Here is a 19332-nt window from a genome sequence, read left to right on the forward strand (position 1 = left end):
ACCTGCGCCGGCATTCCGGCCAACGCAGGTCGTCGTGGCGCGTCAGAGCAGGCGTCGGCCGTCTTCGCGGGTGATCACCACGGTGGCCGAGCGTGGCCGGCGGCCCGGCCCGTCCGGCCAGGTGCTGAGGAGGTTATCGGCGGTCGAGCCTTCCCCCGGGTGCTGGATGTTGATGAACAGCGTACGGAAGTCCGGCGTCGCGGCAATGCCGGTCACCTCGCAACCCAGCGGACCGGTGAGGAAGCGCTTCAGTTCGCCGGTGCGCGGGTCGGCCACCAGCATCTGGTTGTTGCCGAACGGGCCGCTGCTCAACTGGCTGCCGCTCATGTCGGTCTGGATCCACAGGCGGCCTTCCGGGTCGAACCAGAGGCCGTCGGGGCTGGCCAGGATATTGTCCTGGTTCAGCGGCTTGCCGTCCGGGCCGCGGCTGTCTTCGCCGGGACCGGCGAGCATGAACAGGTCCCAGGTGAAGCGTTGCCCGGCATAGTCGCGGCTGCGTTCGCGCCAGCGGATGATATGGCCGTAGGCGTTCTTCACCCGTGGGTTGGCCGCGTCGGCGACGGTGCGCGACGTGTTGTTGGTGAGGGTGAAGTAGACGTCACCGTTGTCCGGGTTGACCGCGCCCCACTCCGGGCGATCCATCTTGGTCGCGCCGAGGACATCGGCGGCCAGGCGGGTGTTGATCAGCACTTCGCCCTGGTCGGCGAAGCTCACCCCGGCCTTGCGACAGGCCGCGCGGAAGTTGCCGTCGGCGATGTCCAACGGCAGCCACTGGCCGCTGCCATCGGCGTTGAAGCGGGCGACGTAGAGGGTGCCTTCGTCGAGCAGGCGAGCGTTGCTGCGACCCGGACGGAACTTGTCGCGGCTGACGTACTTGTAGATGTACTCGTTCTGCGAGTCGTCGCCGGAGTAGCAGACTACCTGGCGGCCCGGCTTGACCGGGGCGAAGACCAGGCCTTCGTGGGCGAAGCGGCCGAGAGCGGTGCGCTTGACCGGTACCGATTGCGGGTCGAACGGGTCGATCTCGACGATCCAGCCGAAGTTGTTCGGTTCGTTGCGGTAGTCGTCCTGGGCCTGTTTGCCCTTGCGGGTGGCGTCGAAGCGCTCGAACTCGTCGCCCGCCAGGGTCTCCCAGCCGAAACGGCTGGTGTTGCGAATACCGTAGCGGGTCAGTTCGCGCGGCAGTTCGCTGTCCTGGGTGGAGAAATAGCCGACCCAGTTCTCCTCGCAGGTGAGGTAGGTGCCCCAGGGGGTGAAACCGTTGGAACAGTTGTTGTGGGTGCCGCGGGTGCGGGTGCCGTCCGGACTGTGGCGGGTGCGCAGCAGTTCGTGGCCGCGCGCCGGGCCGGCGATACGCATCGGCGTGGCGGCGGTGATCCGCCGATTGCGTTGCGACGGTACGACATTCCACTCGCCACGCACGTTGCGACGGATCTCCACGACGGAAACGCCATGGGCGTTGATTTCCTTGCGCACTTCATCGGCGACGGTGCGCTTGCCATCGACCACGGTCGGGCCATTGGTGTGCAGCAGCGGCGCGTCGATGTATTCATGGTTGAGCACCAGCAGGCCATGGTTGCTGATGTGTCCGCCGCCGAAGCCGAACTGCGCGTCGATCGGGAAGAAGTGCATGCCGTCGTGGTGCATGCCGATCTGTTCGGCCTGGTCCTGGGCGCTGTTGCTGGCGTCGTCGAGGAAGCCCGGATAACTGCCGCTGATCGGGGTACCCCAGGGTATGAAGGGCGTCGCCTTGTAGCCGGCGGGCACCCGGATGGTATCGGCACGGCCGCTGGCGATGGCTTCGAAGGGCAAGCGGTTGCGGCGTTTGAAAGGCAAGCCGCGCAGGCCTTCCGCGGCGGGCACCTGCGCTTCGGCGGGAGCGGCGCTGGCGGGGAGCGCGACGCCGAGGAAGGCGAGGGCGCCGAGCGCCGCGCCGCCGGCCAGGACCTGGCGGCGGCCGAGGCCGGCGATCAGGTCGTTCATGTGCGGGTTGTTCGAATGGTTGCTGGGCAACTCGTCGCCATCACCGAACAGGATGGCATCTTTTTTCTCCAGGCTCACGGACGTGCTCCTTGTGGGCTGATCGACGGAGCATTGACGCTAACCGCTGAAAGCGACGGGACGATGACAGGCACTCGAGGCCTTTTGCCATGATCCGGAAATGAAAAACCCCGGCCGGAGCCGGGGTTTTCGCGAGGCGGGCCGGGCAGATCGTGGCTGCCCGGCTGGCCCCTGTTCCTTAGTGGAACTGGTTCATGGTGTTGTCTTTGCCGCTGGCCTTCAGAGCGGCTTCGCCAGCGAAGTACTCTTTATGGTTGTCGCCGATGTCGGAGCCCGCCATGTTCTGGTGCTTGACGCAGGCGATGCCCTGGCGCAGTTCCTGGCGCTGCACGCCCTTCACGTAGGCCAGCATGCCTTCGTCGGCGAAGTAGCCCTTGGCCAGGTTGTCGGTGGACAGCGCGGCGGTGTGGTAGGTCGGCAGGGTGATCAGGTGGTGGAAGATGCCGGCGTGGGCCGAGCCATCGCGCTGGAAGGTGCGGATCTTCTCGTCGGCGACCTTGGCCAGCTCGGTGTCGTCGTACTCGACGCTCATCAGCTTGTTGCGGTCGTAGGCGGAAACGTCCTTGCCTTCGGCGACGAACGCATCGAACACCTGCTGGCGGAAGTTCAGGGTCCAGTTGAAGGACGGGCTGTTGTTGTAGACCAGCTTGGCGTTCGGAATCACTTCGCGGATGCGATCGACCATTGCCTTGATCTGGCCGACGTGCGGCTTCTCGGTTTCGATCCAGAGCAGGTCGGCGCCGTTCTGCAGCGAGGTGATGCAGTCCAGGACGCAGCGATCTTCGCCGGTGCCCTTGCGGAACTGGAACAGGTTGGAAGCCAGGCGCTTCGGACGCAGCAGCTTGCCTTCGCGCTTGATCACGACGTCGCCGTTGCCCAGCTCGGCCTCGGAAATTTCTTCGCAATCCAGGAAGGAGTTGTACAGGTCGCCCAGGTCGCCCGGCTCGTTGGTCACGGCGATCTGCTTGGTCAGGCCGGCGCCCAGGGAGTCGGTGCGGGCGACGATCACGCCATCGTCCACGCCCAGCTCGAGGAAGGCGTAGCGTACGGCATTGATCTTGGCGAGGAAGTCGATATGCGGAACGGTGACCTTGCCGTCCTGGTGGCCGCACTGCTTCTCGTCGGACACCTGGTTCTCGATCTGGATGCAGCAGGCGCCGGCTTCGATCATCTTCTTGGCCAGCAGATAGGTCGCCTCGGCGTTGCCGAAGCCGGCGTCGATGTCGGCGATGATCGGCACCACGTGGGTTTCGAAGTTGTCGATCTGGGCCAGCAGCTCGGCTTCCTTGGCCTTGTCGCCAGCGGCGCGGGCAGCGTCCAGGCCGGTGAACAGCAGGTCCAGCTCGCGGGCGTCAGCCTGGCGCAGGAAGGTGTACAGCTCTTCGATCAGGCCGGAAACCGCGGTTTTCTCGTGCATGGACTGGTCCGGCAGCGGGCCGAAGTCGGAGCGCAGCGCGGCGACCATCCAACCGGACAGGTAGAGGTAGCGCTTGTTGGTGGTCTTCAGGTGCTTCTTGATCGAGATCAGCTTCTGCTGCCCGATGAAGCCGTGCCAGCAACCCAGCGACTGGGTGTAGACGGAGGAGTCCGCATCGTATTCGGCCATGTCCTTGCGCATGATGGCCGCGGTGTACTTGGCGATATCCAGGCCGGTCTTGAAGCGGTTCTGGATACGCATGCGAGCTGCGTACTCGGGGTTGATCGCGCTCCAGCTGCTGCCGTTCTTCTCTTTCAGCGCGGCAACTGCCTTGATCTCGTTCTGATATGCGGACATGGTCAATCCTTCAAGAAATGTATTGGTTGAGCACCGACTGACCCACTCAAAACCTGCTGGTGAAGGTTGTCTTGCGGGTGGCTCACCGCTGCATGGCGAGAGAATGACCGTGGCGAAGAATGACGCCGAGGAGGGGGTGGAGACGAACAGTTCGCGGACCGTGCTTCTCGACTGGATCAAGTGCCGTTCGGCTCGTGGTTGCCGGTGGGCGACTCGCTGTCGAGTCTTTCGATCTGGCTGATACGTAAACGCTTCCCCGTCCCTCAGGACAACTTCGTTCCAGTCGCAATCTCGTCAAGCCGCCTTGTGGGCAGATCAACACGGTGGAGGCCGAGGGCGTATCGGCGCAGGCACCGGGAGCTCGTCGTTTCAGAGCCCCTGATTAGCGGGAGCGGGGCCATCATGCTCTGGAAAAAATCCGTCGTCAAACGTTTTGTAGTGTTTTTTCAAGACTACTACACGAAGGTCTAAGAGTGACCGGATGGTCTTGTCTGGTCGAGATGTTTCCGTTTGCATCGAAAATGCCCGCAAGAGCCCGCGCCCCGCGGCTTTGCCGGAGCGGGAGACAATTCGCGCTGGAAAGAGCGCCGTCGGTCAGTCGAGGGTTTCGACTTTCAGGCGCAGGCTGGTGTCGTCGCGTCCCTGGGTCGAGTAGCGACGCACGAAGCCGCGCTGGTCGGCCTGGTTCTGTTCGCTGACGCCGCCCAGGGTGATCCACTCGCCGAGCTTGCCGCTGACCCGGGTGTCGGTGCTCTGGGTATCGATGACGCCGGGATGGCTCTGGCTGAGGCGGTCATTGCTGGAGCTGATGGTGACGTGCACCAGATTGCCGGTCAGCGTCGCGGTGACGTAGAAGCCGCGGTTGACGTTGCGGTATTCGGTCTGGCTGTAGATCTGCCCGTAGGGACCGGTGGCGGTGCTGGTGATGGGGACGCTCTGGCCGACCTGGATCAGCGCCGGGTAGCCCTCGGTGGCCTGGACCTGCTGGCTGCCGCCGGAACGGCTGTCGGTGGAGCGACGGATGATGCGGACGCGATCCTTGCCGTTGACCTCGCCGCGGCCGCTCTGGATCTCGATGTTGCCGGCGCTGGCCGAACCATCCACCGAATAGCCGCGGCTGTCCTGTTGCAGGTTCTCGCTGGTATCCACGGTGATCAGCAGGCGATGCGGGCGCGAGTCGATCTGCTGCAGGACCGATTGCAACTCGCGGATCTTCGCCGGCTCGGCATTGACGATCAACTGGTTGCCATAGGCGGTGACCTTGCCTTCGCTGCCGATGACCGACTGGGCCACCGCCATCACGTCGTCGGCGGTGCGGTAGTTGAGCGGGATCACTTCGGTGCGCGGGGCGGCCGAGGCGCCGAGAACGACTGTCGCCAACAGCGAGGAGAGCAGGGTGGTGCGCAACAGGGTCACAGGAGGAAGCTCCGCAGGTCCGGGTCGGAAAGACTGGTGTCCCAGGCCTGCTCGAAGCGGGCCTGGAGTTGACGCACCCGCCCGGCGGCACGGTAGCAGGCGTAGCCCGCCGGTTGCGCCGGTTTCGGGCGCAGCAGCAGGCCCTGGTCGTCGGCCAGGAGGAAGGCGTCGTCCTCTTTAGGGTAGTCCGGGTTGAGCCGGCGGATCAGGCAGTTGCTCGACAGGCGGCGCGAAAGGTTGATCAGGCGGTGGCCGTTGCGCACGGCCTGGGCGCTGTCGCCAACGAGGATACGCAGGCGATTGCGTGGATTGGCCAGGAGAAAACGGGTGCAGGCTTCCTGGATGCTGCTGTGGTGATAGAGCCAGCTTTCCAGGTCGGGACTGTGCAGGCAGAGCGAGCGGCGGGCCTGCTGCAGGAGGGCCAGGGCATGGGCGCGGGCTTCCTGCGGATGCTCGAAGCGCTCCAGCGGCTCATGTTCGCCGAGGCGGAATGGCGCTGGTTCCCAGCGTTCCGCGGGTGGTGCGGCGCTTGCCGGGTTGCGTACCGCAAAGCGCCCCGGAGAGCTGAATTCGATGGCCGGCAGGTCGGCCGGCGAGGTCTCCGGGGCGTCGCTCATCGGGCCTCAGTCGCTGTCGCGAACCATGTCGACATGGGGCAGGCCGGCGTCGAGGAACTCGCCGCTGTCGACCTTGAAGCCCAGTCGCTCGTAGAAGGGTATGGCATAGACCTGCGCGGTCAGCAGTTGGCGCTTCAGGCCGCGTCGCTCGGCTTCCTCGATGGCCGCGCGCATCAGCGCGTCGCCGACCTTCAGGCCGCGCCAGTCCTTGAGTACCGAGACCCTGCCGATGTGCCCGTCGCCCAGCAGGCGCGCGGTGCCGATCGCGTATTCGCCTTCATAGGCGAGAAAATGCACGGCTTCGTCGTCTTCGGCGTCCCACTCCAGTTCCGGCGGAACCGACTGTTCGGCAATGAAGACCGCTTCGCGGATGCGGCGCAGTTCGGCATTGTCCTTCTGCCAGTCGGCTACGCGTACGCGGATCTTATTCATCTGCAAACTCCAAACTGCCCTGTTTGACCAACTCCGCCAACAGCTTACGCGCATCGTCGTCGGCCAGCCATTGGCCGAGGTTTTCCAGATGCAACGCATCGGCCGAGCAGACCAGCTTCAGCAGTTCCTTGAGCTGGCCGGGCAGGAGTACGCTCTGGCCGCTGGCGAACAGCACCAGGCCGATGTCGATCTCGCTCCAGGCCAGGCGGGCGCTGGGGTTGCGCACCAGCAGCGCGCCATCCTCGAGGGCGCCGAATAGCTCCTCTTCGGGGATATCCTCGCCGGCAACCAGTTCAGGATAGCGCGGCTCGGTCATGAACTGGCCGAACCAGGTCAGCAGCAGGCGCTCGTCGCTCATGTGCTCCTGGATCAGGCCCTGCAGGCGCTCCAGAGCGTCGCGCTGGATCTGGTGCGGATCGTCGCCTACCGGTTGCAGGCCGGCATCGGTGTAGCGCTCCTCGTCGGAGAGGAACTGGCCGAGGAAGTCGGTGAAATGGGTCAGCACTTCGGCGGCGCTGGGCGCGCGGAAGCCGATCGAGTAGGTCATGCACTCGTCTTCGGCAATGCCGTAGTGGGCGAGGCGCGGGGGCAGGTAGAGCATGTCGCCGGGCTCCAGGACCCACTCGTCGCTCTGTTCGAAGTCGGCGAGGATGCGCAGGTCGGCGTGCTCGCGCAGCGGGCTGTCGCTGCTGCACATCTGTCCGACTTTCCAGCGCCGGCGTCCGTGGCCCTGAAGCAGGAATACGTCGTAGTTGTCGAAGTGCGGACCGACGCCGCCGCCGGGAGCGGCGTAGCTGATCATTACGTCGTCGATCCGCCAGCTGGGCAGGAAGCGGAATTGCTCCAGCAGTTGGGCGACTTCCGGGACGAACTGGTCGACCGCCTGGACCAGCAGGGTCCAGTCCTGTTCCGGCAGGTGCTGGTAGTCCTCCTCCTGGAACGGGCCACGGCGCATTTCCCACGGGGTTTTCCCGTGTTCGAGGACGATGCGCGATTCCACCGATTCCTCCAGCGACAGCCCGGCCAACTCGTCGGCGGACAGCGGGCTTTCGAAGTCCGGAATCGCCTGGCGGACCAGCAGCGGTTTGCGCTGCCAGTAGTCGCGGAGGAATTCGGCAGCGGTCAGTCCGCCCAGAAGTTGCAGGGGAGTATCAGCATTCATGGTTAAGTCCTTGAAACAAAAACGCCCGGCGCAGCCGGGCGTGCAAAAGGGTTGCGTGCTCAGATGCGCTTGGCCTGGGCGGCGGCATTGCCGACGTAGCCGGCCGGGGTCAGCTTCTTCAGCTCGACCTTGGCCTCGGCGGGAATCGCCAGCTCTTCGATGAAAGTCTGCAAGGCTTCGGCGCTGATGCCTTTGCCGCGGGTCAGTTCCTTCAGCTTCTCGTAGGGGTTTTCCACGCCATAGCGACGCATCACGGTCTGCACCGGCTCGGCGAGGACTTCCCAGCAGGCGTCCAGGTCCTCGGCGATGCGCTGGGCGTTCAGCTCCAGCTTGCCGATGCCCTTCAGGCTGGCCTCGTAGGCGATGATGCTGTGGGCGATGCCGACGCCGAGGTTGCGCAGCACGGTGGAGTCGGTCAGGTCGCGCTGCCAGCGCGAGATCGGCAGCTTGCTGGCCAGGTGCTGGAACAGCGCGTTGGCGATGCCGAGGTTGCCCTCGGAGTTCTCGAAGTCGATCGGGTTGACCTTGTGCGGCATGGTCGAGGAGCCGATCTCGCCGGCCACGGTCTTCTGCTTGAAATAGCCGAGGGAGATGTAGCCCCAGACGTCGCGGTCGAAGTCGATGAGGATGGTGTTGAAGCGGGCGATCGCATCGAACAGCTCGGCGATGTAGTCGTGCGGCTCGATCTGAGTGGTGTAGGGGTTGAAGGTCAGGCCGAGGTCGCCTTCGATGAACTGGCGGGCGTTGGCTTCCCAGTCGACTTCGGGATAGGCGGACAGGTGGGCGTTGTAGTTGCCCACGGCACCGTTGATCTTGCCCAGCAACTCGATGCCGGCGACCTGCTTGATCTGCCGCTCCAGGCGGTAGACGACGTTGGCCAGTTCCTTGCCCAGGGTGGTCGGCGAGGCAGGCTGGCCGTGGGTGCGGGAGAGCATCGGCACGTCGGCGAATTTCACCGCCAGTTCGCGGATGGCCTCGGCGATCTGGCGCATCAGCGGCAGCAGCACGCTGTCGCGACCCTCGCGGAGCATCAGGGCGTGGGACAGGTTGTTGATGTCCTCGGAGGTGCAGGCGAAGTGGATGAACTCGCTGACCGCGGCCAGCTCCGGGAGCTTGGCGGCCTGTTCCTTGAGCAGGTACTCCACGGCTTTCACGTCGTGGTTGGTGGTGCGCTCGATTTCCTTGATGCGTTCGGCGTGTTCCAGCTGGAAGTCGCTGGCCAGGCTGTCGAGCAGGGCGTTGGCTTCGGCGGAGAACGGCGCGACCTCGGGAATCCCGGCGTGGGCGGCGAGGCGCTGCAGCCAGCGGACTTCCACCATGACGCGGAAACGGATCAGGCCGTATTCGCTGAAGATCGGACGCAGGCTGCTGGTTTTGCCGGCATAGCGGCCATCGACGGGGGATACCGCGGTGAGCGAGGAAAGCTGCATGAGACGTTCTCGTGGCTGGAAGTCAACGAAAAAGGGGCGCATATCATACATGAAAGGTGCGCCCCGGTGGGGCATTCAGCGGGGCCTTTCGGCGGGGCGGTTGCCCAGCAGGGGGATCAGGCTGGCGGCGAAGATCAGGGCGGCGCCGAGCAGCGACGTGTGGCTGGGCAGTTCGTCCCAGCGCAGCCAGGCGATCACCCCGGCGAAAACGATGGCCATGTAGGCGATCGGTCCGATCACTCCCGGGGAGGCCAGGGCATAGGCCTGCGACATGGTCAGTTGGCCGAGGCTGGCGAACAGTCCGGCGCCGAGCAGCAGGAGCAGTTCCTGGCCGTTCAGCGGCTGCCAGGCCCAGGCCAGCGGCACGGCGGAGAACAGGGTGCCGAACAGGGCGAAGTAGAAGACGATGCGATAGGCCGGCTCGCTGTCGCTCATTTCGCGGATCGAGACGAAGGCACAGGCGGCCATCAGGCTGGAGGCGATGCCGACCAGGGCGATCGGCGCCACTACCGCGCCGCTGGGCCTGGCCACCAGCAGCACGCCGAGGAAGCCGACCAGGGTGGCGACCATCATGCGGCGGGTCAGCGGCTCCTTGATCCACAGGTGTGCGATCAGCGGCGTGAACACCGGCGCGGCATAGCTGAACAGCATGGCGTCGGTCAGCGGCAGGTGGGCGAGGGCGTAGAAGTAGCAGTACATGCCGCCCAGGCCGTAGGTGGTGCGCAGCAGGTGCGATAGCGGGCGGCGGGTGCGCAGCGGGCCGATGCCGCGAGTCAGCGCCAGGGGCAGGAAGAACAGCACGCCGACGAGGTTGCGGAAGAACACCACGGTTTCGTTGTTGACGGTGCTGGAAGCCTCGCGGATCAGGCCGCCCATCAGGGCGAAGAACAGCGCCGAAAGAGCCAGCATGGCGGCGCCCTGGGTCGGGCTGTTGCGCCGTTGCGGCTGGCTCCCGGCCATGGCCATGGCTAGCCGCGCAGCAGGGGATAGAGTTCGTTGAGCAGCCGGCGCCGGCTGAACACCATCTGCCAGCGGCTGCCGCCCAGTTGCCGCCAGAGCCGCGCCGAGCGGATGCCGGCGAGCAGCAGGGCGCGGATCCGCGCGGCGTTGCTGCTGACCTGCAGGTGGCGCATGTCGCCGTGTACCTGGATGCGCTGGCGGAAGGTGCTGAGGGTGTCCTGGTAGATGCTGGCGAACGAGGCGATGACGTTCTCGTGGACCAGGCCGAAGTGCTGGACCTGCTGTTCGACCTGGTCGAGGCGCTGGCCGATCAGGTCGAGCATGTCGCCGCGCTTGTCCAGTTGCCGTTCCAGGGTCAGCATCGCCAGGGCGTAGCGCAGCGGTTCGCGCTGCAGGCTGCCGGGCTTGCGCTCCAGGGCGCTGGCCAGGGCCTTGAAGCCGTCGCGCAGGTTGAGGCTGTCGCCACCGTAGACGTCCAGGGTGCTGGCCGGGTTGCGCGCCAGCAGGCTGCCGAGCATGCAGCCCATCGGGGCTTCGCTGATCTGCCCGGTGCGTGCCAGCTTGTCGACCAGGGCTGCGGATTCGAAGACGGCGCCGAGGGCAATCAGTTGCTGTCGCGGATCGCTCACGGGCGTCCTCCGAAATCCCAGGCTTCCGCCGTTTCGATCACGCCGCCGCCGAGGCAGACGTCGCCGTCGTAGAACACCACCGATTGCCCCGGGGTCACTGCGCGCTGCGGTTCGTCGAACACCGCGCGGTAGCCTTCGGCGGTTTTCTCCAGGACGCAGTCCTGGTCGCTCTGCCGGTAGCGCACCTTGGCCCGCAGGCGACGTGGCCGCTCCAGTTCGACCGGGTTGACCCAGTAGATTCGCGAGGCCAGCAGGGCGCGGGAGAACAGCAGCGGGTGGTCGTTGCCCTGGCCGACCAGCAGTACGTTGCGTTGCAGGTCCTTGCCGAGTACGTACCAGGGATCGTCGCCGGCTTCCTTGAGACCGCCGATGCCGAGGCCCTGGCGCTGGCCGATGGTGTGGTACATCAGGCCGCTGTGGCGACCGATGACCTTGCCTTCGGTGGTCTCGATGTCGCCCGGCTGGGCCGGCAGGTACTGCTTGAGGAAATCGGTGAAGCGTCGCTCGCCAATGAAGCAGATGCCCGTGGAGTCCTTCTTCTTCGCCGTGGCGAGGCCGTGCTTCTCGGCGATGGCGCGGACTTCCGGTTTCTCCAGTTCGCCGACGGGGAACAGGCTGCGGGCGATCTGCTCGCCGCCCACCGCGTGCAGGAAGTAGCTCTGGTCCTTGTTCGGGTCCAGGCCCTTGAGCAGCTCGGTGCGCCCGTCGCGGTCGCGGCGCCGCACATAGTGGCCGGTGGCGATCAGGTCCGCGCCGAGCATCAGCGCGTAGTCGAGGAATGCCTTGAACTTGATTTCGCGGTTGCAGAGGATGTCCGGGTTCGGCGTACGGCCTGCCTTGTACTCGGCAAGGAAATGCTCGAACACGTTATCCCAGTATTCCGCGGCGAAGTTCGCCGTGTGCAGCTTGATGCCGATCCGGTCGCAGACGGCCTGGGCGTCGGCCAGGTCCTCGCGGGCGGTACAGTATTCGGTGCCGTCGTCCTCGTCCCAGTTCTTCATGAACAGGCCTTCGACCTGATAGCCCTGCTGCAACAGGAGCAGGGCGGAGACGGACGAGTCGACGCCGCCGGACATGCCGACGATCACGCGCTCGCGGCGTGGGGTGGGGGCGGATTCAGACATAGCGATCAGGCGTCACGGGCGAATTCGTAAAACGCGGATTCTATCAGGCCTGGGGCAGGGAGGGCGACACGTGGGTGTCGCGGATCAGCGCCAGGGGATAGCGGCCGCCGGCCAGGTAGTCGTCGATGCAGCGCAGCACCAGGTGGCTGCGCCAGCGCTGCGGCTGGGCGGCCAGTTCGTCGCGGGTCAGCCAGCGCGGGCCGATGATGCCGTCGTCGAGGGCGCGTTCGGGATGGTGGCGCACGGGGCGGGCGGCGAAGCATACGCGCTGGTAGGTGACGCCGTTGGACGGGGCGGTGTACAGGTAGATGCCGGTGACGGCGCTCAGCTCGACCTCCCAGCCGGTTTCCTCGAGGGTTTCGCGCAGGGCGGCCTCGAGCAGGCTTTCGGCGGGCTCCAGGTGCCCGGCGGGCTGGTTCAGCACCTCGCGGCCGTCGGCCTGTTCCTCGACCAGCAGGAAGCGGCCCTGGTCCTCGACGATGGTCGCTACGGTGACATGGGGATGCCAGCTCATGGATGTCTCCTCGGTACGGAAAAGGCCTCGATAAAAAGAAACCCCGAGCGTAGGCCCGGGGTTTCTGCTTCGTCAGCGTGACGCCATCAGGCCAGGCTGTCGATCGCTGCGTTGAAGGTGGCGCTGGGGCGCATCACCTTGCTGGTCAGCTCCGGGTTGGAGCGATAGTAGCCGCCGATCTCGGCCGGCTTGCCCTGGACCGCATTGAGTTCGGCGACGATGGTCGCTTCCTGCTCGGTCAGGGCCTTGGCCAGCGGTGCGAAGTGCGCTTTCAGTTCGGCGTCTTCGTCCTGGGCGGCCAGGGCCTGGGCCCAGTACATCGCCAGGTAGAAGTGGCTGCCGCGGTTGTCGATGTCGCCGACCTTGCGCGACGGCGACTTGTTGTTGTCCAGCAGCTTGCCGGTGGCTTCGTCCAGCGCCTTGCCGAGCAGCTTGGCCTTGGCGTTGCCGGTCTTGATCCCGGTTTCCTCCAGGGACACGGCCAGGGCCAGGAACTCGCCCAGGGAGTCCCAGCGCAGGTAGTTCTCTTCCACCAGTTGCTGGACGTGCTTGGGTGCCGAGCCGCCGGCGCCGGTTTCGTACATGCCGCCGCCCGCCATCAGCGGAACGATGGAGAGCATCTTGGCCGAGGTGCCCAGTTCCATGATCGGGAACAGGTCGGTCAGGTAGTCGCGCAGGACGTTGCCGGTCACCGAGATGGTGTCCTTGCCGCGGATCAGGCGTTCCATGCTGACGCGAATGGCCTCGTTGTAGCCCATGATGCTGATGTCGAGGCCGGTCAGGTCGTGGTCCTTGAGGTACAGCTCGACCTTCTTGCGCAGTTCGCGGTCGTGGGCGCGCTCCGGGTCCAGCCAGAAGATCGCCGGGGTGTCGGACTGGCGCGCGCGGGTGACGGCCAGCTTGACCCAGTCGCGGATCGGCGCGTCCTTGGTCTGGCAGGCGCGCCAGATGTCGCCTGTCTCCACCTCGTGCTGCATCAGCACGCTGCCGTCGGCCAGGACCACGCGCATGGTGCCGTCGGCGGTCATTTCGAAGGTCTTGTCGTGGGAGCCGTATTCCTCGGCCTTCTGCGCCATCAGGCCGACGTTCGGCACGCTGCCCATGGTGGTCGGGTCGAAGGCGCCGTTGGTCTTGCAGAAGTTGATCATCTCCTGGTAGATGCGGGCGTAGGTGCTTTCCGGCATTACCGCCTTGGTATCTTTCTGCTTGCCGTCCTTGCCCCACATCTGGCCGGAGTTGCGGATCATCGCCGGCATCGAGGCGTCGACGATGACGTCGCTCGGAATGTGCAGGTTGGTGATGCCTTTCACGGAGTCGACCATCGCCATTTCCGGGCGGTGGCTGTACACCTCGTGGATGTCGTGGAGGATCTCTTCCTGCTGGGAGGCGGGCAGCGACTTGATCTTGTCGTAGACGCTGGAGATACCGTTGTTCGGGTTCACGCCGAGCTCTTCGAAGAGTTGGCCCCACTTGTCGAAGACGTCCTTGTAGTAGACGCTCACCGCATGTCCGAAGACGATCGGGTGGGAAATCTTCATCATGGTCGCCTTGACGTGCAGGGACCACATGACGCCGGTTTCCTTGCAGTCCTGCAGGGTCTTCTCGAAGAAGTCGCGCAGCTTGCCGCAGCTCATGAACATGCTGTCGAGCACTTCGCCTTCCTGCAGGCTCAGTTGCTTCTTGACCTCGACCTTGCCGTCCTTGCCGACGAACTCGATGCGCACGTCACCGGCCTTGGCCATGGTGATGGACTGTTCGCTGGAGAAGAAGTCGCCGCCGCGCATGTAGTCGGCGTGGGAGCGCGAGGCCATGCTCCACTTGCCCATGGAGTGCGGGTGCTTGCGGGCGTAGGCCTTCACCGCGGCAGGCGCGCGACGGTCGGAGTTGCCTTCGCGCAGGACCGGGTTCACGGCGCTGCCGAGGATCTTCGCGTAGCGTGCGCGAACCTCTTTCTCTTCGTCGGTCTGCGGGTCTTCCGGGAAGTCGGGAACCTTGTAGCCCAGGCCCTGCAGCTCGGCGATTGCGCCTTTCAGCTGGGGCACCGAGGCGCTGATGTTGGGCAGCTTGATGATATTGGCGTCGGGCGAGGTGGCCAGGACCGCCAGGCGGGCGAGGTCGTCTTCGATACGCTGGTCGGCGTCGAGGCGGTCGGCGAAGTTGGCCAGGATGCGTCCTGCAAGAGAGATGTCGCTGGTCTCGACGTCGATGCCGGCGGACGCGGCAAAGGCCTTGACGATGGGGAGGAGCGAGTAGGTGGCGAGCGCAGGTGCTTCGTCGGTGAAGGTGTAGGTGATCTTCGAGCGGATGGACATCTACGGTAACTCTCTTTTTTGCTGGGCGCGCACAGAGTCTCGATACGCGTTGGTGGACGCGATGCCTTCGCTCAACATCGGGTTGAATCGAAATCGAGATATGCCGCGGGATATAGGGGCGCCAGTAGAGCGTTGTACGGCGGGCTCATGGTGGCGAACCCGACGCTGCGAGGGGAGAGGGTCTGGTCCCAGACTGCTCGGACCTCGATGACTGCGAAGTCATGGCGCGCAGTATACCACCCTCTCGCCGGGCTGATGCGCTCGCCTGTTTAGACTAAGGAAGATGTGGTTTCCGGGCGGACAACTGGGCTACCCTAGAAGGCTGCAACAGGGTTTTAACCACAACACGGAGTTCAGCATGGGATACCAAAAGATCCAGGTGCCGGCGACCGGTGACAAAATCACTGTGAATGCCGACATGTCCTTGAGCGTACCGAAGAACCCGATCATCCCGTTCATCGAGGGTGATGGCATCGGCGTCGATATCAGCCCGGTCATGATCAAGGTTGTCGACGCTGCAGTGGAAAAAGCATACAAGGGCGAGCGCAAGATCGCCTGGATGGAAGTCTACGCCGGCGAGAAGGCCACCCAGGTCTATGACCAGGACACCTGGCTGCCCCAGGAAACCCTGGACGCCGTGCGCGACTACGTGGTTTCCATCAAGGGCCCGCTGACCACCCCGGTCGGTGGCGGCATCCGCTCCCTGAACGTGGCCCTGCGCCAGCAACTCGATCTCTACGTCTGCCAGCGCCCGGTACGCTGGTTCGAAGGCGTGCCCAGCCCGGTGAAGAAGCCCGGCGACGTAGACATGGTGATCTTCCGCGAGAACTCCGAGGACATCTATGCCGGCGTCGAGTGGAAGGCCGGTTCGCCGGAGGCGGAGAAGGTCATCAAGTTCCTCACCGAGGAAATGGGCGTCAAGAAAATCCGCTTCACCGAGAACTGCGGCATCGGCATCAAGCCGGTTTCCCAGGAAGGCACCAAGCGCCTGGTGCGCAAGGCCCTGCAATACGCCGTCGACAACGACCGCAGTTCGGTGACCCTGGTGCACAAGGGCAACATCATGAAGTTCACCGAGGGTGCCTTCAAGGATTGGGGCTACGAAGTCGCGCGCGATGAATTCGGCGCCGAGCTGCTGGATGGCGGTCCGTGGATGCAGTTCAAGAATCCGAAGACCGGCAAGAACGTCGTGGTCAAGGACGTGATCGCCGACGCCATGTTGCAGCAGATCCTGCTGCGCCCTGCCGAGTACGACGTGATCGCCACCCTGAACCTGAACGGCGACTATCTCTCCGACGCCCTGGCGGCCGAGGTCGGCGGCATCGGCATCGCGCCCGGCGCCAACCTGTCCGATTCGGTGGCCATGTTCGAGGCGACCCACGGCACCGCGCCGAAGTACGCCGGCCAGGACAAGGTCAACCCGGGTTCGCTGATCCTCTCCGCGGAGATGATGCTGCGCCACATGGGCTGGACCGAGGCGGCCGACCTGATCATCAAGGGCACCAACGGGGCGATCGCCGCCAAGACCGTGACCTATGACTTCGAACGCCTGATGGACGGCGCGACCCTGCTGTCCTGCTCGGAGTTCGGCGACGCGATGATCGCCAAGATGTAGGAAGGGCTAGCGCCCGAACGAGAAAAAGGCCGGTTCGCACCGGCCTTTTTCATTTCCGCATCCGCGTTGGGGGTCAGGCTTCGATGGGCGTCGCCTGCGGCTCTTCCTGCGGGGCGGGGGCGGAGGGTGCGGCGGTTGTCGCGGTGGCGGGGCTGATGTTGATGGCATGCAGTCCCTTCGGTCCCTGGATGATCTCGAAATTGACCGGCTGGCCCGCCTTGAGTGTCTTGTAACCGTCCATCTGAATGGCCGAGTAATGGGCGAACAGGTCCTCATCTCGGCCCTCGGCCAGGATGAACCCGTAGCCCTTGGCGTTGTTGAACCACTTGACCTTACCGCTGAGCATGCTCATATCCCTCTGCAAAGGACTCCAACGCTGGAGTATCATCCACTACGATCCCGCGTCCGACCTGGGTCGAGACGGGTGCGGAACCCCTGATACCCTGTAGGGGTATTCCATTGTTTGTAACACCCTTTTGCAGTTAGTCAAGGCGCTGAACCATACGCCTGAGAAACGGATCAACATCATGTCGGTCCATAACTTTCCAGAAAGGCAAAGCTTTTTTTCCTCATGCATGCACCTAGCCAGATTCGACTAACATTCAATCAGGACCATCCCGAGCCTCATGAACACGAGGACGAAGGGGCGGGGCTCGCGGTACAGGAGTCGAAGCCTGTATTACAGCCGCCACCGTTGTATAAGGTGGTACTGTTCAACGACGATTACACGCCGATGGACTTTGTTGTTGAAGTGCTGGAAGTGTTCTTCAACATGGACCGGGAAAAAGCCACCAAGATCATGTTGACGGTACATACTCAGGGTAAGGCGGTCTGCGGCTTGTTTACCCGGGACGTGGCCGAAACCAAGGCGATGCAGGTCAATCAGTATGCACGGGAGAGCCAGCATCCATTGCTCTGCGAGATAGAGAAAGACAGTTGATCGGATGTTTGGGAGCGAGGTGAAGCCATGTTGAATCGAGAGCTCGAAGTCACCCTCAATCTCGCCTTCAAGGAGGCGAGGGCCAAACGCCATGAATTCATGACGGTTGAGCACCTGCTGCTGGCCTTGCTGGACAATGAGGCGGCGGCAACGGTATTGCGTGCGTGCGGTGCCAACCTGGACAAGCTGCGGCGCGACCTGCAGGAATTCATCGATTCCACCACGCCGCTGATCCCGCAGCACGACGACGAGCGCGAAACCCAGCCGACGCTGGGCTTCCAGCGCGTCCTGCAGCGTGCGGTGTTCCACGTGCAGAGTTCCGGCAAGCGCGAAGTGACCGGGGCCAATGTCCTGGTGGCGATCTTCAGCGAACAGGAAAGCCAGGCGGTGTTCCTGCTCAAGCAGCAGAGCATTGCGCGTATCGATGTGGTGAACTACATCGCCCACGGCATCTCCAAGGTGCCCGGGCATGCCGAACATCCGCAGGATGGGGAGCAGGATATGCAGGATGAGGAAGGTGGCGAGTCGGCCACGTCCAACCATCCGCTGGACGCCTATGCCAGCAACCTCAACGAACTGGCTCGCCAGGGGCGGATCGACCCGCTGGTGGGGCGCGAGCATGAAGTCGAGCGGGTGGCGCAGATCCTTGCCCGCCGGCGCAAGAACAATCCGCTGCTGGTAGGTGAGGCGGGGGTCGGCAAGACGGCCATCGCCGAGGGCCTGGCCAAGCGCATCGTCGATGGCCAGGTGCCGGACCTGCTGGCCGACAGCGTGGTCTACTCCCTCGACCTGGGTGCCTTGCTCGCGGGTACCAAGTACCGCGGCGACTTCGAGAAGCGCTTCAAGGCCTTGCTCAACGAGTTGCGCAAGCGCCCGCACGCGGTGCTGTTCATCGACGAGATCCATACCATCATCGGCGCCGGTGCGGCATCCGGCGGGGTAATGGACGCCTCCAACCTGCTCAAGCCGGTTCTGTCCTCGGGCGAGATCCGCTGCATCGGCTCGACCACCTTCCAGGAGTTCCGCGGCATCTTCGAGAAGGACCGGGCCTTGGCGCGGCGCTTCCAGAAGGTCGACGTGACCGAGCCGTCGGTGGAAGACACCTATGGCATCCTCAAGGGTCTCAAGGGGCGCTTCGAGCAGCATCACCACATCGAGTACAGCGACGAGGCGCTGCGCGCCGCGGCCGAGCTGGCGGCGCGCTACATCAACGACCGGCACATGCCGGACAAGGCCATCGACGTCATCGACGAGGCGGGCGCCTACCAGCGCCTGCAGCCGGAAGAGAAGCGCGTGAAGCGCATCGAGGTGGCGCAGGTCGAGGATATCGTGGCGAAGATCGCGCGGATCCCGCCAAAACACGTCACCACCTCCGACAAGGAGTTGCTGCGCAACCTCGAACGCGACCTCAAGCTGACCGTGTTCGGCCAGGACGACGCCATCGAGTCGCTGTCCACCGCGATCAAGCTGTCCCGGGCCGGGCTCAAGGCGCCGGACAAGCCGGTCGGCTCGTTCCTCTTCGCCGGTCCCACCGGCGTGGGCAAGACCGAAGTGGCGCGGCAGTTGGCGAAGGCCTTGGGCGTGGAACTGGTGCGCTTCGACATGTCCGAGTACATGGAGCGGCATACCGTGTCGCGGCTGATCGGTGCGCCTCCGGGCTACGTCGGCTTCGACCAGGGCGGCCTGCTCACCGAGGCGATCACCAAGACCCCGCACTGCGTATTGCTGCTCGACGAGATCGAGAAGGCTCACCCGGAGGTCTTCAACCTGCTGCTGCAGGTGATGGACCACGGCACCCTGACCGACAACAACGGGCGTAAGGCGGACTTCCGCAACATCATCCTGATCATGACCACCAACGCCGGCGCGGAAGTGGCGGCGCGCGCGTCGATCGGCTTCAACCAGCAGGATCACACCACCGATGCGATGGAAGTGATCAAGAAGAGCTTCACCCCGGAGTTCCGCAACCGCCTGGATACCATCATCCAGTTCGGCCGCCTGAGCACCGAGACGATCAAGAGCGTGGTCGACAAGTTCCTCACCGAGCTGCAGGCGCAGCTGGAGGACAAGCGCGTCCAGCTCGAGGTCAGCGATGCGGCGCGCGGCTGGCTGGCGGAGAAGGGCTACGACGTGCAGATGGGTGCGCGACCGATGGCGCGGCTTATCCAGGACAAGATCAAGCGGCCGTTGGCCGAGGAGATCCTGTTCGGCGAGCTGGCCGAGCATGGCGGCCTGGTGCATGTCGACCTGAAGGGCGACGAGCTGGCCTTCGAGTTCGAGATCACGGCGGCGGAGCCCGCCTGATCCGAGCGCGGCAACGAAAACGCCCGGCAGATGCCGGGCGTT

At 64.6% G+C, this 19332-nt stretch carries 16 protein-coding genes; 3 read left to right on the top strand and 13 right to left on the bottom strand.

Annotation, left to right across the window (positions count from 1 at the left end; genetic code table 11):
• Positions 1–42: 42 nt before the first annotated feature.
• The 12 genes from VQ067_RS12625 to VQ067_RS12680 all read right to left on the bottom strand — a co-directional run bounded on the left by VQ067_RS12625 (position 43) and on the right by VQ067_RS12680 (position 14431).
• Entirely contained in the window at positions 43–2061 is a 2019-nt protein-coding gene (locus VQ067_RS12625) for a PhoX family protein (protein WP_003097668.1), read from the bottom strand.
• Positions 2062–2239: 178 nt separating this feature from the next.
• Positions 2240–3835, bottom strand: coding sequence for an isocitrate lyase (locus VQ067_RS12630; protein WP_003090447.1), 1596 nt, complete (start codon positions 3833–3835; stop codon positions 2240–2242).
• A gap of 594 nt (positions 3836–4429) precedes the next feature.
• The gene (locus VQ067_RS12635; protein ID WP_003090446.1) at positions 4430–5251 is read right to left on the bottom strand and encodes a secretin N-terminal domain-containing protein; all 822 of its coding nucleotides are present in this window, start codon (positions 5249–5251) and stop codon (positions 4430–4432) included.
• Positions 5248–5868: a DUF7931 domain-containing protein gene (locus tag VQ067_RS12640; protein ID WP_003131112.1), complete on the bottom strand. Its 621-nt coding sequence runs from the start codon at positions 5866–5868 to the stop codon at positions 5248–5250. The genes VQ067_RS12635 and VQ067_RS12640 overlap by 4 nt, the downstream gene beginning before the upstream one ends.
• Positions 5869–5874: 6 nt before the next feature.
• On the bottom strand, positions 5875–6300 hold the full coding sequence (locus VQ067_RS12645) for a GNAT family N-acetyltransferase (RefSeq protein ID WP_003090444.1): 426 nt from the start codon (positions 6298–6300) through the stop codon (positions 5875–5877).
• Entirely contained in the window at positions 6293–7462 is a 1170-nt protein-coding gene (locus VQ067_RS12650) for a ribosomal protein uL16 3-hydroxylase (protein WP_003090443.1), read from the bottom strand. The genes VQ067_RS12645 and VQ067_RS12650 overlap by 8 nt, the downstream gene beginning before the upstream one ends.
• Positions 7463–7521: 59 nt before the next feature.
• Positions 7522–8892, bottom strand: coding sequence for an adenylosuccinate lyase (purB, locus tag VQ067_RS12655; RefSeq protein ID WP_019371702.1), 1371 nt, complete (start codon positions 8890–8892; stop codon positions 7522–7524).
• A 75-nt stretch (positions 8893–8967) separates the two neighbouring features.
• Complete coding sequence (locus tag VQ067_RS12660) at positions 8968–9858, bottom strand: DMT family transporter (protein ID WP_003097658.1); 891 nt, start codon at positions 9856–9858, stop codon at positions 8968–8970.
• Between the two features lie 2 nt (positions 9859–9860).
• The gene (hflD, locus tag VQ067_RS12665) at positions 9861–10481 is read right to left on the bottom strand and encodes a high frequency lysogenization protein HflD (protein ID WP_003116717.1); all 621 of its coding nucleotides are present in this window, start codon (positions 10479–10481) and stop codon (positions 9861–9863) included.
• Positions 10478–11605, bottom strand: a complete 1128-nt coding sequence (gene mnmA, locus VQ067_RS12670; RefSeq protein WP_003131114.1) for a tRNA 2-thiouridine(34) synthase MnmA — start codon at positions 11603–11605, stop codon at positions 10478–10480. The genes hflD and mnmA overlap by 4 nt, the downstream gene beginning before the upstream one ends.
• A 43-nt stretch (positions 11606–11648) precedes the next feature.
• Positions 11649–12119, bottom strand: coding sequence for an NUDIX hydrolase (locus tag VQ067_RS12675; RefSeq protein ID WP_003097654.1), 471 nt, complete (start codon positions 12117–12119; stop codon positions 11649–11651).
• An 86-nt stretch (positions 12120–12205) separates the two neighbouring features.
• Positions 12206–14431 (bottom strand): NADP-dependent isocitrate dehydrogenase, encoded by a 2226-nt coding sequence (locus VQ067_RS12680; protein ID WP_003090437.1) that lies wholly within the window; start codon positions 14429–14431, stop codon positions 12206–12208.
• A 358-nt stretch (positions 14432–14789) separates the two neighbouring features.
• On the opposite strand from VQ067_RS12680, the gene icd reads away from it, so the two are divergent.
• Complete coding sequence (gene icd / locus VQ067_RS12685; RefSeq protein WP_003090436.1) at positions 14790–16046, top strand: NADP-dependent isocitrate dehydrogenase; 1257 nt, start codon at positions 14790–14792, stop codon at positions 16044–16046.
• A gap of 73 nt (positions 16047–16119) precedes the next feature.
• Here the strand turns inward: icd and cspD are convergent, their stop codons facing one another.
• A complete protein-coding gene (gene cspD, locus VQ067_RS12690; protein WP_003090435.1) occupies positions 16120–16392 on the bottom strand; it encodes a cold shock domain-containing protein CspD in 273 nt (90 codons plus the stop codon).
• Between the two features lie 225 nt (positions 16393–16617).
• Here cspD and clpS point away from each other — a divergent pair, with 225 nt between their 5' ends.
• Both clpS and clpA read left to right on the top strand, forming a co-directional pair.
• A complete protein-coding gene (gene clpS, locus VQ067_RS12695) occupies positions 16618–16986 on the top strand; it encodes an ATP-dependent Clp protease adapter ClpS (protein WP_003097649.1) in 369 nt (122 codons plus the stop codon).
• Between the two features lie 27 nt (positions 16987–17013).
• Positions 17014–19290 carry an ATP-dependent Clp protease ATP-binding subunit ClpA gene (clpA, locus tag VQ067_RS12700; RefSeq protein WP_003090432.1) on the top strand — a complete coding sequence of 759 codons (2277 nt, stop codon included), beginning with the start codon at positions 17014–17016 and terminating at the stop codon, positions 19288–19290.
• The last annotated feature ends 42 nt before the right edge of the window (positions 19291–19332 follow it).

The sequence above is a fragment of the Pseudomonas sp. KBN12P06040 genome, assembly GCF_037574965.1.
In the GTDB taxonomy this organism is placed as follows: domain Bacteria; phylum Pseudomonadota; class Gammaproteobacteria; order Pseudomonadales; family Pseudomonadaceae; genus Pseudomonas; species Pseudomonas aeruginosa.